Annotated in this window: 19 protein-coding genes and 1 tRNA gene; 9 read left to right on the top strand and 11 right to left on the bottom strand. The window is 70.4% G+C overall.

The features are described 5' to 3' along the window. Positions 1-14 precede the first annotated feature (14 nt). The 3 genes from B378_RS0101175 to ahaH all read right to left on the bottom strand — a co-directional run bounded on the left by B378_RS0101175 (position 15) and on the right by ahaH (position 3,037). Positions 15-269 carry a hypothetical protein gene (locus tag B378_RS0101175; protein WP_004598766.1) on the bottom strand — a complete coding sequence of 85 codons (255 nt, stop codon included), beginning with the start codon at positions 267-269 and terminating at the stop codon, positions 15-17. A gap of 202 nt (positions 270-471) precedes the next feature. Continuing rightward, positions 472-2,676, bottom strand: a complete 2,205-nt coding sequence (locus tag B378_RS0101170) for a V-type ATP synthase subunit I (protein WP_026046114.1) — start codon at positions 2,674-2,676, stop codon at positions 472-474. A gap of 4 nt (positions 2,677-2,680) precedes the next feature. After that, positions 2,681-3,037 carry an ATP synthase archaeal subunit H gene (gene ahaH / locus B378_RS0101165; RefSeq protein ID WP_017341997.1) on the bottom strand — a complete coding sequence of 119 codons (357 nt, stop codon included), beginning with the start codon at positions 3,035-3,037 and terminating at the stop codon, positions 2,681-2,683. A gap of 177 nt (positions 3,038-3,214) precedes the next feature. On the opposite strand from ahaH, the gene minD reads away from it, so the two are divergent. After that, positions 3,215-4,870, top strand: a complete 1,656-nt coding sequence (minD, locus tag B378_RS0101160) for a cell division ATPase MinD (protein WP_017341996.1) — start codon at positions 3,215-3,217, stop codon at positions 4,868-4,870. Positions 4,871-4,940: 70 nt separating this feature from the next. Here the strand turns inward: minD and B378_RS0101155 are convergent, their stop codons facing one another. Continuing rightward, complete coding sequence (locus tag B378_RS0101155) at positions 4,941-5,912, bottom strand: transcriptional regulator (protein WP_017341995.1); 972 nt, start codon at positions 5,910-5,912, stop codon at positions 4,941-4,943. 197 nt (positions 5,913-6,109) lie between these two features. Here B378_RS0101155 and B378_RS0101150 point away from each other — a divergent pair, with 197 nt between their 5' ends. Both B378_RS0101150 and B378_RS0101145 read left to right on the top strand, forming a co-directional pair. Next, positions 6,110-7,585, top strand: coding sequence for a tRNA(Ile)(2)-agmatinylcytidine synthase (locus B378_RS0101150; protein ID WP_017341994.1), 1,476 nt, complete (start codon positions 6,110-6,112; stop codon positions 7,583-7,585). Between the two features lie 69 nt (positions 7,586-7,654). Next, a complete protein-coding gene (locus B378_RS0101145; RefSeq protein WP_017341993.1) occupies positions 7,655-8,008 on the top strand; it encodes a VOC family protein in 354 nt (117 codons plus the stop codon). A gap of 9 nt (positions 8,009-8,017) precedes the next feature. Here the strand turns inward: B378_RS0101145 and B378_RS0101140 are convergent, their stop codons facing one another. After that, complete coding sequence (locus B378_RS0101140) at positions 8,018-8,248, bottom strand: hypothetical protein (protein ID WP_017341992.1); 231 nt, start codon at positions 8,246-8,248, stop codon at positions 8,018-8,020. An 89-nt stretch (positions 8,249-8,337) separates the two neighbouring features. Beyond that, positions 8,338-8,514 carry a hypothetical protein gene (locus tag B378_RS16965; RefSeq protein ID WP_017341991.1) on the bottom strand — a complete coding sequence of 59 codons (177 nt, stop codon included), beginning with the start codon at positions 8,512-8,514 and terminating at the stop codon, positions 8,338-8,340. 93 nt (positions 8,515-8,607) lie between these two features. Between B378_RS16965 and B378_RS0101130 the strand changes: the two genes are divergently transcribed. From B378_RS0101130 to B378_RS16960, 3 genes are all read left to right on the top strand, one after another. Further along, positions 8,608-9,768 (top strand): Xaa-Pro peptidase family protein, encoded by a 1,161-nt coding sequence (locus B378_RS0101130; RefSeq protein ID WP_017341990.1) that lies wholly within the window; start codon positions 8,608-8,610, stop codon positions 9,766-9,768. Positions 9,769-10,075: 307 nt separating this feature from the next. Then, a complete protein-coding gene (locus B378_RS0101125) occupies positions 10,076-10,378 on the top strand; it encodes a DUF5789 family protein (protein WP_017341989.1) in 303 nt (100 codons plus the stop codon). 378 nt (positions 10,379-10,756) lie between these two features. Next, the gene (locus tag B378_RS16960) at positions 10,757-10,924 is read left to right on the top strand and encodes a hypothetical protein (RefSeq protein WP_237738302.1); all 168 of its coding nucleotides are present in this window, start codon (positions 10,757-10,759) and stop codon (positions 10,922-10,924) included. Between the two features lie 20 nt (positions 10,925-10,944). Here B378_RS16960 and B378_RS0101120 read toward each other — a convergent pair whose 3' ends face one another. Both B378_RS0101120 and B378_RS0101115 read right to left on the bottom strand, forming a co-directional pair. Next, positions 10,945-12,180 carry a cation:proton antiporter gene (locus tag B378_RS0101120; RefSeq protein WP_017341988.1) on the bottom strand — a complete coding sequence of 412 codons (1,236 nt, stop codon included), beginning with the start codon at positions 12,178-12,180 and terminating at the stop codon, positions 10,945-10,947. Between the two features lie 76 nt (positions 12,181-12,256). Further along, entirely contained in the window at positions 12,257-12,739 is a 483-nt protein-coding gene (locus B378_RS0101115; RefSeq protein WP_017341987.1) for a cation:proton antiporter regulatory subunit, read from the bottom strand. Between the two features lie 139 nt (positions 12,740-12,878). On the opposite strand from B378_RS0101115, the gene B378_RS0101110 reads away from it, so the two are divergent. The 3 genes from B378_RS0101110 (at position 12,879) to B378_RS0101100 (ending at position 15,657) form a co-directional block, all read left to right on the top strand. Beyond that, complete coding sequence (locus B378_RS0101110) at positions 12,879-13,268, top strand: hypothetical protein (RefSeq protein ID WP_026046113.1); 390 nt, start codon at positions 12,879-12,881, stop codon at positions 13,266-13,268. A 36-nt stretch (positions 13,269-13,304) separates the two neighbouring features. After that, entirely contained in the window at positions 13,305-14,228 is a 924-nt protein-coding gene (locus tag B378_RS0101105) for a hypothetical protein (protein WP_017341985.1), read from the top strand. 127 nt (positions 14,229-14,355) lie between these two features. Then, positions 14,356-15,657, top strand: coding sequence for a ribonuclease R family protein (locus B378_RS0101100; RefSeq protein ID WP_017341984.1), 1,302 nt, complete (start codon positions 14,356-14,358; stop codon positions 15,655-15,657). A gap of 18 nt (positions 15,658-15,675) precedes the next feature. On the opposite strand, the gene B378_RS0101095 is transcribed toward B378_RS0101100, so the two are convergent. From B378_RS0101095 to B378_RS0101085, 3 genes are all read right to left on the bottom strand, one after another. Beyond that, entirely contained in the window at positions 15,676-16,926 is a 1,251-nt protein-coding gene (locus B378_RS0101095) for an MFS transporter (RefSeq protein ID WP_017341983.1), read from the bottom strand. Positions 16,927-17,019: 93 nt separating this feature from the next. Next, positions 17,020-17,148 carry a hypothetical protein gene (locus tag B378_RS17375; RefSeq protein ID WP_017341982.1) on the bottom strand — a complete coding sequence of 43 codons (129 nt, stop codon included), beginning with the start codon at positions 17,146-17,148 and terminating at the stop codon, positions 17,020-17,022. 294 nt (positions 17,149-17,442) lie between these two features. Beyond that, positions 17,443-17,514 (bottom strand) — tRNA-Ala (locus B378_RS0101085). Positions 17,515-17,658 lie beyond the last annotated feature (144 nt).

Here is a 17,658-nt window from a genome sequence, read left to right as displayed (position 1 = left end):
AAAACGCTGGAGAGTTACCCGACGATGAAGACGACGACGAGCGCGAGGATGACGATCGTCTCGGGAAGGACCGTCAGGATGAGCCCGTTGACGAAGAGGTCGTCGTCCTCGGCCATCGCGCCGACGGCGGCCGACCCGATACCGCGCTCCGCGTAGCCTGCGCCCAGCGCCGCGAGCCCGACGGCGAGCGCCGCCGCGGCGTTGGGGTCAGTCAGCGTTCCACCGGTCGACAGTACGAGGTTCCCGAGTTCGTTGGTAGCTTCAAACATTGGTAGTAGTTGCTGTTGCTCGTCTCCGAACGGTTGCTATTTGCCCCCAGAGGAGTCATAAAGCTTCCCAAAACGATCGAACGGAATCCGGGAGAACGGCGGGGAAAGCGGGTGCTATTCGCGTCAAAACCCGACTGGATTGCCGGGTTCGACCGCAGGCGAAGCGGCGAGACCGACCGTCGGCCGGAGACCGGTCCGGCCGTCAGTCGTCGCGGGTGTACTTCCGGTCGCGACCGAACGGCAGGTACGCGCGGCCGCCGCCCTCGTAGAAGTTCCCGAAGAACTCCACGTATTCGAGGCGGACCGCCTGAATGCCGGCGGAGGTGACCCCGAGCAGCAGGACGACGAGGTGGCCGACGAGCGCGACGACGATCCCGCCCACGAGGGCGACGACGCCGACCGCGCCGATCGAGGCGGGGTCGAACGCCGTGGTGATCCCGGCGAAGACGAGCTCGTAGTCCGCGGTGTTTTGCACTTCAGCGAGGTAGTCGGCGCTGAAGATGAAGTGGAAGCTCCCGTCGCCGCCGTCGTCGATGTACGCGCCGAACGCGAGCAGGTTCACCGCGAGCGCCATCCCGCCCTTCGCGAGCAGGACGGCCATCAGCCGGGCGTACGAGATGACGTTGACGACGGGCGAGAGGAACTCGGCCAGCTCCGGCGGCTCGCCGATCCCGAGCAGGACGAGCCCGAGCACCGCGGCGGCCGCGCCGGCCCAGCCGATCAGGACCGGGAACCCGCTGAACGAGACGGCGCCGAACGTCAGGGTCGAGACGGCCTCGAACAGGAAGTCGGGCTTCGAGTTGGGGAACACTTGGCTGAAGATCCAGATCCACGCGCCGTTGAGGATCAGCAGCCACGAGCCGGCCTCGTAGACGGCGTGTTTGATGCCGTGCTGCTGGAGCGTGCTCACGAACGAGAGGACGTGACCGATGTTGAGGTGGACGATGCCGAACACCACGCTCACGACGAGGAAGGAGAGCCCCCAGTTGAGGTCGGCGGGCGAGAGCCCCTTCCCGGCGACCGGCCAGTGGATCCCGAGCAGCTGGTAGGCGTGGTAGCCGAACACGTCGATGCCGAAGTAGATCCCGAACAGTATCGTGAAGCCGCCGGCCCACATCGCGACGGAGCCGAGCTCGCGGAACGCGCCCTCGTAGTTCGAGTACATGAAGAGCCCGATGGCGGCGTAGAGGACGCCGTAGCCGACGTCGCCGATCATGAACCCGAACATCGCCGGGAACGTGAGGAAGACCAGAAGCGTCGGGTCGAACTCCGAGTACTTCGGCCGCCCGAACGCCTGAACGAGAAGTTCGAACGGACCGGCCGCGCCCCCGTTGTCCTGGACGACCGGCGGGTCGTCGGAGCCGTGCGCCGCGTGGCCGCCGTCGGTGGCGACCGCCGCTTCCGTCTCGCGTTCCGCGTCCGCAGCGCTCTCCCCCGCGGATCCGCCACTCTCGTCGTCGACCGACTCGGTGTGATGGTCGCCGTCGGGGGTGAACGAGGCGCGTTCGAGCTCCTCGACCTCGACGTGGTCGCCGACAGCGTCGACGACCGCCGCCTCGAAGTCGGGGTACGACTCGGTCGGCACCCACCCCTCGGCGACGAAGGCGTTCTCGGTGGTCGCGAACGAGAGCGGCGCCTCCTTCTTCTCGGCCTCGATGGTGAGCTCCTCCTCGGCGCGAAGCAGGAAGCCGGCCGCCTCCTCTTTCACCGACTCGAGCTCGCGCTCGACGGCGTCGAGCTCGTCGCGGAGGTCGGCCTGCTCGGCCTCCAGCTCCGCGACGTACTCCTCGGGGCTCGCGTCCGCATCGGGGACATCGAGCAGCGCGATATCGACGCCGACGAGCGCGTCCTGTACGACGCCCTCGGCGTCCGGGTCGGTCGGTCGCGCGACGATGGCGACCACGTCGCCGCCCGCGAAGACGTCGAAGACGTCGATCGAGTCGGCGTCTTCGAGCGCGGCCTCGACGGCCGCGGGCTTGGCCTCGCCGACGACGACCTCGACCGAATCGTAGCCGCGCAGGTACTCGAGGTCGATCCCGAGCTCCGCGAACGGCTCCAGCCGGTCGATCTCCTCCTGGCGGTCGCGGATCGCGGCCTGGAGCTCGTCGCGCTCGTCGTTGAGCTCGTTGACCCGCCCGCGGACGCGGTCAAGCTCGTCGACGAGCTCGTCGTCGTCCAGCGAGCGAGCGACGTCGGCGTCGCCCTCGTCGACGTCGAGGATGCTCTCCAGCGACCGAACGGTCACGAGGCGCTCGTTAACCGTCTCGGCGCCCTCGAGCGACGTTCCGGGGTCGAACCCCTCGTACCGGTCGTCGTAGTCGGTGACGTGCAGGGAGTGGTGGGCGTACGCCGCCTCGATGACGTCGTCGATGACGCGCTTCGAGCCCGTCACCGACACCCGGCTCATCTGCTCAGGCCTGAGCATCCACCGCCTCCTCGGCCTGGTCGTGGACCGCCGCCTCGAACCGCTCGACGGCGTAGTCGACGGCCGATTCCACCCGGTCGCGGGCCTCGCGTTCGAGCTCGTCGCGGTCGTCGCGCCCCGATTCGAGGATCTCCTCGCGCCGCTCCTCTATCTCCTCGCGGGCCGCTTCGAGCCGCTCTTGGGCCTCGGCCTCCGCCTCCTCCTCGGCCTCGGCGCGGATCTCGTCCGCGCGCTCTCGAGCTTCGGCGAGGCGCTCCTCGGCGTCCGACTCCGCGTCCGCGATGATCTCGTCCGCCTCCCGTTCGGCCTCCTTGATCGAGTTGAGCACCTCTGGTCTCGCCATGCTACTAATCGCCTGAAACTCTACAAGCGACGTATAAGGTGTTTGCGAAAGCCCGTGGGGTTGCGCGCCGATTCCGAGGGGATTCCGGACGGATTCCACGTCGAACGCGGTCGACGCGTCGTCCGCGTCCGGGCGCCGCCGCCTACATTTAAGTAGCAGTCGCCGGACCCTCACCGTATGGCAACGGTGTATGCGGTCGCGTCGGCGAAAGGTGGCGTCGGGAAGACCACCACGACCGCCGCGCTGGCGACGATTCTGGCGGAGTCGGGCGCCGACGTCGTCGCGATCGACGCCGACCTCGGCATGGCGAACCTCGCGGGCGCCGTCGGGGTGACCCCCGGCGAGACCACCCTCCACGACGTCCTCGCCGGCGAGGCGGACCCGGAGGCGGCGGTCCGCGAGGGGTCGTCGGGGCTCCGGGTCGTCCCGGGCGCGACCGACCTCGACGCGTACGCGGCCGCTGACCCGTCGGGGCTCCGCCGGGTCGTCGAGGCGTTCGACGACGCGGACTACGTGTTCGTCGACGCGGGCGCGGGGCTCTCTCACGACTCGACGCTCCCGCTCGCGATCGCCGACGAGACGCTGCTCGTCTCGACGCCGGAGCGGAGCGCCCTCGGCGACACCGAGAAGACGCGACAGCTGACCGAGCGGCTCGGCGGGACGGTCGCGGGCGCCGCGATCACCCGCGTGACCGACGACACCGACGAGGTCGTCACGGCCCTGCTCGACGCCCCCGTCCTCGGGCGGGTCCCGGACGACGAGGCCGTGGCCCGGGCCGCAGCGGCGAACCGCCCGCTGCTCTCCGTCGCGCCCGACGCGCCGGCGACACGGGCGTACCGCGACCTGGCCCGAGCGCTGACCGGCGCGGACGTCGATGGGGCCGGGCTCGACGAGCCCGCGGCCGCGGTCGCGGCGGGCGGGGACGACGCGCACGGCGACGACGAGGCCGAACCGGACGCGACGGACGACGCGGTGATCGTCGACGACGGACCGGCGGCCGATGATGACGAGCCGGCGAGCGACGACTCGGACGATGACGACGTTGGTCCGGAGGATGAGGAAGGAACCGACGAGGACGAGGACATCATCGTCGCGGACCCCGACGCCGCCGGGGTGGCGGAGCCGGGCGACGGCGAGGACATCATCGTCGCGAGCGAGAGCGAAGCGGCGGGGGACGTCGCGGACGACGACACCGACGAAGACGGCGACGACGACACGGGTGACGGCGGGAGCGAGGCCTCCGACGATGACGGAGGCGAGACGACCGACGAGGGAACACCCGACGACGGCGACGAGCCGGAGGAGTTCGTCGACGAGGGCGACGGGGCGGCTCGCGAGGGCATCGACGCCGACCAAGAGGCGACCGAGAGCGACGAGGCCGGCAGACCCGACGCCGGTGACGAGTCCGTGAGCGGCGGGAGAGCGGCTGCCGAGCTCGAGGCCACCGGCCCCGAGGCCGCGACGGACGAGGAGTCGGACACGATCCCCGACGCGGACGAGACGGCGCGCGAGTCGGCCGCCGGGCGCGACGACGACGGAGACGAGGGGCGAGCGGGCGACGAACCGACGGCGGCGGACGACGACATCGACGACGAGCTCGCGGGCAGCATCCCGTTCCGCGACGACGACTCCGGGACGATGAACACCGTGCTCTCGGAGGAGGACCGCGAGAGCGAGGCGGAAGCGGACGACGAGACGGCGAACGCGGACAACGAGACGGCGAACGCAGACGACGAGACGGCGGACGCCGGAACCGAGGATGAGTCATCCGCGGACGACGACGGGGAGCCGGAGAAGGACGGCGGCTTCTTCAGCCGGCTCCTCGGTCGGTGAAGCGGCTGGCGAGGAGAATTTTCGGCGACGAGAATAGAACGCGAAGAGCGACCGGACCGCGGCGGCGCGGTCAGGCCTCCGAGGGGGCGCGGGCGCGGTCGCGGATCAGCTCGCGGATCTCCTCGGGGTCGGTGACCGCGGCGAGCTCCTCGCAGGAGACCAAGGCGGTGCCGTCGACGGACTCGCGCTTCTCGTCCTCCTCGGTGAAGTACACCGAGCGGGTCTGTGCCACCTCGCCGATGGAGGACATGATCCGGGCGCGCTTCTCGGCCGCGGCGGTGAACGCCGAGTGGCCGGTGAGCACGCGCGTCGCCGGGCTGTCCTCGTCCTCCGAGACGGCCTTGAACGGGGCGCGGGCGGTCGGGTGGACGGTGAAGCCGGCGCTCGTGAGCACGCCGAGGACGTGTTCGTCGTCGGGGTCGGCCTCGGGCGCCGAGGGGGTCGGCTCCGAGTCGCGGACCTCGTCCGCGCCGTCGAGCACGTCGACCGGGCTGGAGAACGGCTGGTCGAACAGCTCCTCTAACTGGATCGCCACCTCGATGGAGGCGTTCATCCCGTCCTCGTACTTCGAGACGGTGCGCCTGGAGACGCCCAGCTCGGTCGCGAGGCGGCCGAGCGACCAGCCGCGCTCCTCGCGCTCGTCGGCGAGCAGGTCGCCGTCGAGGCTGACGTACAGCCCGCCGGGGGCCGCGTAGATGAGCGGGGGCATCCCCTCGACGAACAGGTCGTAGGCGGTGTCGGGGTTGATCACCGGCACGCCGTGTCTGAAGTAGACGACGCCGGGCTTCAGCTCCTCGTCGCGGGTGCGGATCCCGATCACCATCGGCGTCCCCCTGAGGTACTCGCCGAGCCGGCGCATCTCCGCGCCGGTCTCCGCGTCGAGCGCGTCGACGTTGCCGAGGATCTTTAAGAGGAGGAGGTCCTCGTCGCGGCGGGCCGCCACGTCGAAGCTCTTGGGCCGGACCGCACACCGGTCGCTGACGAGGAACCCTGCGTCCTCCAGCATCGCGGTGACGTTCCCGATGAGCGCAGTCCGGGACATAGCCGAAACAAGCGGCTCGCCGTATATATGCGTTGTGTCGTCCCGCTCCCGACGAAACTGCCGCCCGCCTGCGATTTTCCGCGTTCAGCACGGGAAACGGTTAAATACTCGACCGGCACCGAGAGCGGGTCGGCTGCCTCCGAAGCCATCCGGCCGCCCTCGAAAGGGGCTTGTCGCGCCGTCACGAACCGCGTCGCATGCCGATCGTCGCCGTCGACGACACCGACTCCCGCGAGCGCGGGATGTGCACGACGTACGTGGCGACGCGGATCGCGGAGCGGCTCGCGGACGACGGGGGCCGGATCCGGCGACGACTGCTCATCCGCCTAAACCCGGCCGTGAAACACAAGACGCGCGGAAACGCCGCGGTCGCGCTCCACGTCTCCGGCGTCGACCCGGATCGGGCCGCGACGGTCGCCGTCGAGACGGTCGAGGAGTTCGCCGCGGCCGCCGACCCCCGGACCTCACCCGGCGTCGTCGTCGCCGACCGCGACGTCGACGGCGACCCCTTCGATCCGACCGGAGCACCGATTCCCGACGAGATTGCCGGGTTTGCCCGCCGCGCGCTCCGCGAGCGGCTCTCCGTGGCGGAGGCGGTCGAACTCGCCGAGGAACACGGGTTCCGACACGCCGCGGTCGGCTCGGCCGGCGGGGCGGGCGGAGCGGACGGAGCGGACGGAGCGGACGGAACAGACGGAGCAGACGACACCGACGCGGTCGCGGGACGCGGGCGGATCGGCGCGCTCGCGGCGGTCGGCGCGCCGGCCGCGTTCGACGACTGGACCTTCGAGCGCATCTCCTACCGCGAGCTCGACCGCTGCGGAACGCCCCGCGAGGTCGACGTCGAGAGCGTCTTCGCCGCCGCCGAGGCGGGGTACCCGACCGTCTGGGACACCGTCGACCGCGAGACGGGCGCCGCCGTCTGCGTCCCGAACGCTCCGGGCCCGATCCTCCACGGGATCCGGGGCGACGGCCCGACCGCGTGCCGCGACGTCGCGGCCGAGATTGACGGCGAGACGGTCGACCGGGCGGCGACGTTCCTGACGAATCAGGGCACCGACGCCCACCTCGCGCCGGGGCGGATCGGGGAGCTCCGCGACGGCGCCGGCTACCGCGTCGCGGGCGTGGTGGCGAGCGCACCGGAGACGAAACAGGGGGGCCACGTCCACGTCGACGTCGCGGGCGACCGCGACGCGGGCGGAGCAGGTTCGGGCGAGGAGTCGGATCCGGGCAAGGAGTCGAATCCGGCCGAGGACCCCGACGACGACCGGCTCCGCGCCGTTGCGTTCGCGCCCACGGGCCGGTTCCGCGACCGAGTGCGCGCGCTCCGGCCGGGCGACCGCGTCACGCTCTGCGGCGAACACGAGGTCCGGGCGAACGCGGACGGCCCCGAGAGCACCCTAAAGCTGGAGAAGTTCGCCGTTCGCGACCTCGTCCGGACCGCGCCCGCGGTGCCGACCTGCCCGGACTGCGGCCGATCAATGTCGTCGGCGGGGAGGGGGCAGGGGTACCGGTGTCGCGACTGCGGGACGAGCGCGCCGGGGAAGGTCGCGGAACCGGTCGAGCGCGACATCGAAGCCGGGTGGTACGAGGTGCCGCCGAGCGCGCGCCGCCACGTCGCGAAGCCGCTCGTCCGCGGCGGGTTCGACGCGCCGACGCACCCGGAGCGGTGACGTCGCGCCCGGCGCTCCCGCCGCCGTGCGGCCCGGAGCGATGAAGTGTCTCCGCCGCAAGCGACCGCTATGACCGGAATCGTCTTCCACGCGACGGAGCGGCACGACGCGGTCGTCGAGTTCTACCGCGAGCGGCTGAACGCGACCGTGCGCCTCGAACAGCCGGACTGCACCATCCTGGAGTTCGACGAGTTCCTGTTCGGGTTCTGCGAGCGCGACGCGGCCGACGACTGCGGGATACTCACCTTCGTCTACCCGGACCGTGAGGGGGTCGACGCCGCCGCCGAGGCGCTCGGCGACGCCGTCGTGACGGAGCCGCGAGAGAACGAAACGTACGATATTTACCAGTGTTTCGCCGAGGACCCCGAGGGGCGGACCGTGGAGTGTCAGGTCTTCCTCGACGACGCGGTCGACATCGAGTAACCGCGCGTACTACTCGTCGAGGTCGCGGGCCTCGCGCCACTCGGTCGCCCGCGCTTCGGCGGCCTCGCGGTCGTCGAACCGCACGCGCTCGTAGGCCGACTCGTCGGCCGCCTGTTCCATCACGTCGAGGCGGACGACGAAGCCGCCCGCCGCGCGCTCGCGGAGCCTGACGGTCGCGTACCCGTCCGACCGCTCCCACTCGGTGACCGTGCCGTCGTCGCGCTCCAGCGACCAGCTCATACCCGGGCGGACGCGCCCCGCGGCTAAAGCGGTGCGGTTCCGGGACGGCCGGGCGGACGCGCCACACGCCGGTGCTCGCGCCGGCCGGGTCAGTCGCCCGCGCTCGGCGACCGCTCGGCGCTCGACGACCGCTCCGGGGCCGGCGTGGCGGCGTACCCGCACACCGGGCAGACGACGTAGCCGAGCGAGTCGTACGGCACCGAGGTCGAGGGGGCGCTCACGTCGCACTCGGGGCAGTCGAACGTCGCGGCGTTCTCGGTTGACATGCTATCGCGTAGCGACCGATCCGCCGTAGTTATGCGCCGCTTGCGGCCCCCGCAACGCCACCCTACTTATATACCGAGTCCGAACTCCGGCGCGTGACCGACGACGCACACGCGGACCGGTCGGGGGGAGAGCGACCGACCGACGCGCACGAGCGACGACGCGAACGGGCCGCGCGGCGGCTGGACGAGGTCGACGCGGCGGGGTTAGTCGCGTTCCCGAGCCGCAACCTCCAGTACCTCACCGGGTTCGCCGAGGAGCCCGGCGAGCGGCACTTCTTCCTCGTGCTCCCGGCCGCGAGCGCGGCCGACTCGGAGCCGGCGCTGCTCGTGCCGGCGCTGTACGAGACGCAGGTCCGGGAGGCGACGAGCGTCGCGGAGATCCGGACGTGGAGCGACGGCGACAACCCGGTGGCGGCGACGCGCGAACTGCTCGCCGACCACGGGCTGGACGGCGGGCGGCTGCTCGTCGACGATACCATGTGGGCGCGGTTCACGCAGGACCTCCGCGCGGCGGCGCCGGAGGCGACGTGGGGGCTCGCGAGCGAGGCGCTCGCCGACCTGCGGGTCCGGAAGGACGAGGCCGAACTGACCGCCCTGCGCGAGGCGGCCGGGGTCGCGGACGCGGTCGTCGGCGACCTCCGCGAGTTGGGCGCCGACGCGGTCGGGATGACCGAGGCCGAACTCGCCGACTGGATCGCGGAGCGATTGGCCGAGCGCGGCGGGCGCGGCGTCAGCTTCGAGACGGTCGTCGCCGCGGGCGAGAACGGCGCGAAGCCCCACCACGGCCACGGCGACCGCGAGATCCGGGCGGGCGAGCCGGTCGTCCTCGACTTCGGGACGCGCGTCGACGGCTACCCCTCCGACCAGACCCGGACGCTCGCCTTCGGTGGCGAACCGAGCGAGGAGTATCGGGAGGTCCACGAGGTCGTGCGGAAGGCGCAGGCGGCCGGCGTCGAGGCGGTCGAACCGGGCGTCCCCGCGTCGGCCGTCGACCGCGCCGCGCGCGAGGTGATCGAGGCGGCGGGGTACGGCGACGCGTTCGTCCACCGGACCGGCCACGGCGTCGGCTTAGACGTTCACGAGGAGCCGTACCTCGTCGCCGGCAACGACCGCGCGCTGGAGCCGGGGATGGTCTGTTCCGTCGAGCCCGGGATCTACCTCGACGGGCGGTTCGGCTGTCGGATCGAGGATCTCGTGGTCGTCACCGAGGACGGCTGCGAGCGGCTGAACGAGACCGACCGCGGCTGGACGTAAAGAGCGGTAGTGCCGCTCGTCGCCGACCGAGACGCGCCGCTCGTCGTCGGAGTCAGCTGCGACGGGAAAACTCGCAGACCGGCGTGTCGACGCTCGACACGCGAATACGGGAGTCGTGTGCCATGCCCCCAACCGGAAATTACCGCCGGATAATATAACAGTATTACCGAATTATTTCGGGTATGCTCTCTGAGTCGGACCGAGTCGACGGCGGCCTCGCCGGGCGCGGTGGGTGCGGTGGGCGCGCCCCCGCGAGCCCCAGAGCGGCATCGAAACCATTAGTGTCGCCCGAGCGGAACCGCGGGGCATGAGCGACACCGATGCGGACGGGGAAGACGAGGAGGCGGAAGCGGAGCCGGCCGTCGAGCTCGGCGACGGGCCGGACGTGGCCGGCGAGCCGGTCGCCCGCGTCGCGTCGCGGCTCACCTGGCCCGCGAAGAACAGCGACGTCCGCGAACAGGAGGGCGACGCCGAAATCCGAACGCCCGACGGCGCCCAAACGCTCGACGACGTGCTCGCGGAGAGCGAGGTCCCCCTCTTCGAGAGCCGGAGCGACTTCGTTCAGGAAGTCGAAGAAGTCGTCGGCCGCGGTCCGGTCGCGACCGAATAGGCGCCGAGCGCGACGATTTTATTTATAAACAGCAGCCGAGACGACGAGAGACACTTATAAACCGGCGGTCGGCGCGTGCCGACAAGCGGCCGCCCTCGGCGGCCGCGAGTCGCACGCGCGAGGGAGTCGGCCGGTCGGAGCGAAGCGGAGACCGGCCGACGAGGCTGGGGAGGTGTGAGGCTGCGGTTGTTGTGCGGGGCGGGACTCAAAGGGGCAGCCGGGAGGTGGGCGCAGGCGACGTAAGCACCGGAAGGAGCGAGTGAAACGAGCGACTGAGGAGCGCAGCGAGCGTGCGCCCACCTCCCGGCTGGGGCTTTGGAGGTGGTCGCCGTCGATCCGTAGTCGGCTATTTATAAGCAAGCGACTGGGTCTTTGGTCGTGTCCGCCATCGATCTGTTAACTGCTATTTATAAGCGAGCGACTGGGGCTTTGACGGTGTTTGCCGCCGATCCGTTATCGGCCGATCCACCGTCAGCCATTTATCACCGAGCGACCAGACCTCTGCCGGTGTTCACCGTCGACCCGCTGCCGACTATTTATAAATAAACGCCCGCCACACCGACTGCCTATCCACTCGCCCCGCTGCCGTCCGCGCCACCACGATCCAGCCACGAGGTCGCGACCGACTCGAACGGCGCGGAGTAGCCCATCAGCGTCGTCCCCAGCACCGCCATCACGAGCACGTAGCCGACCGCGAACGCGTTGATCGTCCCCGCCAAGGCCGGGTCGAACGAGCCGGCGTTCGCGCCCGTGACCGCGACGGTCGCGATGATCAGCGAGAACTCGCCGCGGGTTGTCATCCCGAGGCCGACCCGGGTCGACCGGCGGACGTCGAGGTCGAACGCGCGCCCCGCGAGGTAGCCGGTGACGACCTTCGTCGGGGTGGTGACGACGACGGCGAGCGCGACGAGGGCCGCGACGTCCGCGAACAGCGCGGGGTCGGTGACGAGCCCGATCCAGAAGAAGAACACCGCGGCGAAGAGGTCCCGGACCGGCTCTAAGACCGTCTCGATCGTGTGCGCCTGGTCGGTCGGGGCGAACGCCATCCCGACGAAGAACGCGGCGACCGCCTCGCTGACGCCGAGCGCGAGCGCCGCGCCGGCGACGAACACGACCGCGGCCGCCGAACGCAGCGCCACGAACTCCCGGTTGTCCGTCGCGACGAGCCGGTCGAAGAGCGGGGTGCCGAACCGGACGACCGCGAACAGCGCGGCGATGAACGCGAGCGCGATCCCCACGTCGACCGCGGCCGCCGCGACGTCGCCGCCGCCGAGCACCAAGGCGGACGCGACGGAGAGGTACACCGCGATGAACAGGTCCTCGTACACTAAGGTGCCGAGCATCGGCTCCGCCTCGTCGTTGGCGATCCAGCCGAGGTCGATGAGCGACTTCGTGATCACCGCCGACGAGGAGATGTAGACGATCCCCGCGATCAGGAACGCCGGGAGGAACGCCCCGAAGACGAGCCAGCCGAGGACGAGCCCGACCCCGAAGTTCGCGAGGTCGATCGTCCCCGCCGTCCCGATCGGCCCCCGCCGGGCGAGCAGCCGGTCGAGGTTGAACTCCAACCCGAGGAAAAAGAGGAGGAAGACGATCCCCAACTCCGCGCCCAGCGAGATGAACTCCGTCTCGGGGACGTAGGCGGTCCCGATCACCGGGAGCGCGAGTCGGCCGAGGACGAACTCCCCGAGCAGCATCCCGACGAGGATGTACGCGGGGATCACGGACTGCCCGAGACGGTTCGCGACCGCGCCGGCGAGCGCGACCGCGACGAACATGACGCCGACGTCGAGCAGCGCCACTACCGGTCACCTCCGGGGGAGCGGCCCGTACCGCCGCGCCCCGACGCGCCGAAACCGGCGGCGCCGTGCCGGCCGCTCATTCGGTGAGGATCTCCTCGAACGCCTCGCAGTTCTCGGGCGTGCCGACCCCGATCAGGGTGTCGCCCTCGCGGAGGATGGTGCCGGCGTCCGGGCTTTCGAGCACCTCGTCGCCGCGCTGGATGGCGACGACGGCGAGCCCGGTCCGGTTGCCGATGTCGGCGCTCTCTAGCGTCTCGCCGACGAGCGGCGAGCCGGGCGGGAGCTCGTACCACTCCAAGAGGATCCCGCCCGGCAGCGTCGTCTCCTGCGTGTCGGGCTCAACCGGCTGGAAGTACGCCCCCTCGATTATCGAGCCGATCGTCCGAGCGAGGTCGTCGGAGAACTCGAACGCCTTCTCGGAGTCTGCGTCCGGGTCGCGCCGCCGGAACACCTCGCGTTTCCCCGTGTTGTGGATGACGACGATCATCTCCTCGCCGTCGCCTAACTCGATCTCGAACTTCTTCCCGACCCCGGGGAGGTCGGACTCGCTGATCGTCATACGGGCTCCAGCGCGCCCACGGTAATATGTCTGTACGTCGGCTTCTGCGCGCAACGATAGGCGACCGTTCAGAAGCCCCGTCCGACGGACGTCAGCCGCCGCACCAAACGCTAAGTGGGGCGGGACCGAGGGACTCCGTATGTGGCGCTCCCGAGGGAGCCGGGACCGGCGGACGGTGGTGTGTATCGCGTGCGGGGACTCGGTGCTGCGGGAGGACGCCCGCGAGTACGATAAGGAGGGCGACCGCTGGAGCCGACGCGACAAGGAGTTCGAGTACCTCTGTGCCGACTGCGACGACGAGATCTCCCACCAGCCGCGCGACGGGCTCGAATCGCTGATCCTCTCGATCGAGTCGGACGGCCTCTCCACCGAGGAGTTCCTCGACCGCTACGCCGACGCGGTCGCGGACGACGCCGGCGACCGGACTGACGAGGGTGGCGCCGGGAGCCGCTCGGACCGTGGCCGGTCGGACCGCGATCGCTCGGACCGCACGCGCTCCGATCGCGACCGATCCGATCGCGACCGATAATTCTACCCGTCGCGGCTCGGTACCGCGACCGTACGCATGTGCGCCCTCCACGTAGCGGCCGCGACCGCTGACCTCGTCTCGGCCGTCGCCAGCACCGTCGACCCCGTCCCGACCGCTATCGCCGCCGTCGACTCCGTTCCGACCGCCGTCAGCGCCGTCGACTCCGTTCCGACCGCCGTCAGCGCCGTCGATCCTGTCACGACCGTCATCGGCGCCGGCGCGTGTGTCCTCGGACTCGCGTTCCTTGCGCGCGGCGCGAGCGGCACCGTCGACGCGGTCCGGGTCCTCCGAACGACGGCGACGAGTCCGGCCGGGCTCGACGGCGCGGAGCGAGAGATACGAGTCACGGGCCGCGTCGCTGCGGTCGACGACGAGACCCTCCCCGCGCCGTTCGGCGGCGAACCGTGCTGCTGCGTTGAGTACGACGTGTCCGAGCTCCGCAGCCAGGGCAAAGGGCAGTCGTGGGTCACGATCGACGGGGGCGAGGCCGGCGTCCCCTTCCGGGTCGACGACGGCGGGACCGGCGTCCGGGTCGACCCCGAGGCGGCGACCTTCTCGCTCGACGTCGACGAGAAGGTCAAGCTCGACGCCGGCGAGGAGCCGCCCGAGCGCGTCCGGGGGTTCATCGACGCGGTCGACGACGTCGACGACACGGAGACGGGCTACGAGGTCGGCCCGCTCACGATCGGCGACGACCCGCGGCGCCGGTACGTCCAGCGGACGCTCCGCCCGGGCGACGAGGTGACGGTCGTCGGCGACAGCGAGGCGTTCCCGGACGCGCCCGTCGGCGAGGTGAAATCGCGGATCGCGGACGGCTCGCCGTTCGTCGTCTCGGACGCGGGCGCGCGGCGGACCGCGCTCCGGCTTGTCGGCGCGTCGGTAGTTCCGATCGCCCTCGGCGTCCTCGCGCTCGGCATCGCGGCCCTGCTGCTGTCGCCGATCCTCACGACGCTCGCCTGAGGGAGCCCTCGCGTCCGCGACCTCGACGTCCGCTCCCGGCCGCGCGCAGAGCGCTCGCCGCTCGCGCCGCCAGCGCCGCGCTCCCCCGCCCGACAGGCCTTTCTAACGGACCCGCGTTGGTGGAGGTATGTCAGACGACGAGCCGAAGCAAGGGTCCGCCGAGGACCAGGGCCCCGTGACGATCACGCCGGCGCTCGCGGACCGCCTCGCCGAGAAGCGCGAGGAACTGTTCGAGGAGTTCGAGATCCGCGACGAGTTCCCGAGCGAGGTCCTCCGCGAGGCCGAGGCCCGGACCGAGGGCGTCTACGAGGAGATCGAAGCCGAGATCGACGAGCGCGAGGACCTCCGCGACCTCACCACGTGGACCACCGACCCGGTCGACGCGCAGGACTTCGACGACGCCATCTCCATCGAGCGCGAGGAGGACGCCTACCGGCTGTGGGTCCACATCGCCGACGTCACCCACTACGTCACGCCCGACACCGCGATGTGGGAGGAGGCAGTCGAGCGCGCCAACACCGTCTACCTGCCGGACTACACGATCCACATGCTCCCGCCGGTGCTGGCCGAGACCGTCTGCTCGCTCGTCCCGAACGAGGACCGGCTCGCGCACACCGTCGAGATGGAGATCGACGATGAGACCCTCTCCTTCGAGGACATCGACATCTACAAGTCCGTCATCAACTCCGACGAGCGGCTCACCTACAAGGAGTGCGAGAACCGGCTGGAGGACCCCGACCTGCCACTAAGCGAGGAGAACCAGCTGGCCTTCGAGCTCGCGGACCGGATGCACGAGCAGCGCAAGGCGGACGGCTCCCTCGTCTTGAACCCGCGACGCGACCGCGCGCACACCATCATCGAGGAGTCGATGCTGAAGGCGAACAAGGCGGTCACGCACACGCTGATGTGGGACCGCGGCGTCGAGGCGATGTACCGCGTCCACCCGCAGCCGACCCCCGACCAGTGGAACGAGGCCTTAAAAGAGATCCAGGAGCTCGACGGCGTCTCCATCCCCGGCGACGCGTGGGGCGACGACCCGCGGAAGGCGGTCAACGCCGCCCTCGAGGAGTCGCCCGAGCGCCAGCTCAACAAGATCCAGCGCGCCGTGCTGAAGGTGATGCCCCGTGCGAAGTACATGAACGACCCGTTCGGCGGCCACCACGCGCTCAACTTCGACATCTACGGCCACTTCACCTCGCCCATCCGCCGCCTGTCGGACACGATCAACCACTGGATCGTCCACGAGAACGACGTGCCCGAGACCCTCGTCGAGCTCTGCGACCACGCCAGCGACAAGCAGAAGGACGGCGAGACCGCCGAGCGGCTTTATAAGCAGTTCCTCCAAGAGCAGGGGCTCGACCCGTACGCGGTCAACAACCGCGGGGTCGAGGTCGTCGAGGACCCCGAGGAAGCGAAACACACCGTCTGAGCGGCCGTCGGCCGACGCTCAGTCGCGCCGCGTCGCGAACCGCGTGACCGCGGTGGCCGACAGCGCGCCGAGCGCCGCGATGACCGCCAAGACGACGAACAGCTCTCGGGGCCCGGCGCGGGTGAGAACCGTCCCGGCCAGCGTGGAGCCGAGCGCGCCGATCCCGAAGATCCCGACGTACGTGTAGCCGAACGAGAGGCCGCGCGCCTCGCTCGGCGAGTACGCGGCGACCGTCGCCTGCGAGAGCGGCTGGACCGTGAACAGCGCCACGCCGAGCGCGAGCGACACCGCGACGAAGGTGGCGACCGTGCCCGTCGCGGGGATGAAGAGCAGCGCGAGCGCCGAGAGAACGCCCATCAGCGCCATCAGCCCCCACTCCGGGGGGACGCGGTCGGCGATCCGGCCGCCGAGGTACTGCCCGAACACGCCGACCGTGAGGACCGCCACGTACAGGTACCGGCCCACGTTGAACTGGTCGGCGTACGGGCTCGACGGGTCGACGAGCTGGACGTCGACGAGCCCGCCGAGCACGTCGCCGAGGAGATCCGGGAGGAACGTGAGGAACGTCCGGTAGTAGAGCCCGCTGAACGTGACGAACGCGAACACGATCAGGAACCCGCCGGCTATCAGGAGCCGCGTGTCCGAGAGAATCGACTGTAGCGAGACCTCCCCCTTCGTCCCGTCGTCCGACGCGCCGTCCGGCTCGGCGGCGTCGCCCGCGTCGTCGACATCGACGGTGAGGCCGTACGCGGCGACGGCGACCGCGGGGAGCGCGAGCGCGGCCGTCACCAGCCGCCAGTCGAACGCCAAGAGCAGCAGCGCCGTCGCCAGCGGGCCGAGCGCGATCCCGAGGTTCCCGCCGATCCCGTGGTAGCCGAGCGCGGTCCCGCGCTGGTCGATCGACGTCGAGAGCAGCGACAGCCCCGCCGGGTGGTAGACGCTCGCGGTGAGCCCCCATACCGCGATCGCCGCGGCGAGGACGGGGAGCGTCGGCGAGACGCTCACGAGGAGGAACGACCCCGCCATCCCGGCGAGGCAGGCGAGGATGAGCGGCTTCGACCCGAAGCTGTCGACGAGGATTCCGCCCGGCAGCGCGCCGACGCCGAACAGCCCGTAGCCGAGCGTGACGACGACGCCGAGCGCGGCGGCGGTCGTCGAGAACTCTCCGACCCACACCGTCAACAGGATCGGGATCGACAGCTCGTAGGTGTGAACGAGCCCGTGCGATCCCGCGGTGAATTTGACGATCCGGCGCTCGGCGGCGTCCATGTGGGTCCGGGGTTCGTCGGGTCAGGTGATAACGTCGGGGGTAGCCGCCGCGGTTGCCGAGAGTCGGGGGCGGCGCGGGCCGGCGGCCGGTGCCTACAACGACGAAGTGTACAGCAGCAGGCCGACGGAGATGATGGTGACGAGCAGGATCCACCCGACCATTATCGCCCCCATCTGCCGGTGCGTGAGGTTCGTTCCCTCAAGTAACTCGGAGATACCCATACGACGCTCAACTTACTCGGGATATATAAGCGGACTGGGTCTGGGAGGGATCGGTCGCAATGCCGGCGTAAGAACCGCTTCCCCGGGTTCAGCGTTCGCCTTCCCGGTCTCGGAGGAAGGTTCAAAGCGAGCGCAGGAGTGGACTCGCGGGGGTCGCGCTCGTTACAGATTTGCGCCACTCGCGACATTGCTCGCGGCGCAAAATTATGGGCTCGCGGGGGTCCCGCGAGCGAACGGAGTGAGCGAGTGGGACCACGCGAGGGAACGACTAAGCGAACGAAGTGAGCGCAGGAGTGGACTCGCGGGGATTTGAACCCCGGGCCTCTTCCTTGCGAAGGAAGCGATCTGCCACTGATCTACGAGCCCTCATCACGAATCAATCCCCGTTCGTATTTGTACCTTACCTTTCGCTGACCGGTGCGGGAGACGCTCACATCCGGGAACCGAACCGGTTCGGGGAATCACCGGAGACGCCGCGAAGCCGACCGGCACCGACGGGATTACATATCC

Origin of the sequence: Halorubrum sp. T3, from assembly GCF_000296615.1 — an archaeon.
GTDB classification, from domain to species: Archaea; Halobacteriota; Halobacteria; order Halobacteriales; family Haloferacaceae; genus Halorubrum; species Halorubrum ruber.
The sequence above is the reverse complement of the archived record's forward strand: the minus strand, read 5'-3'. Positions and strand labels throughout refer to the sequence as shown.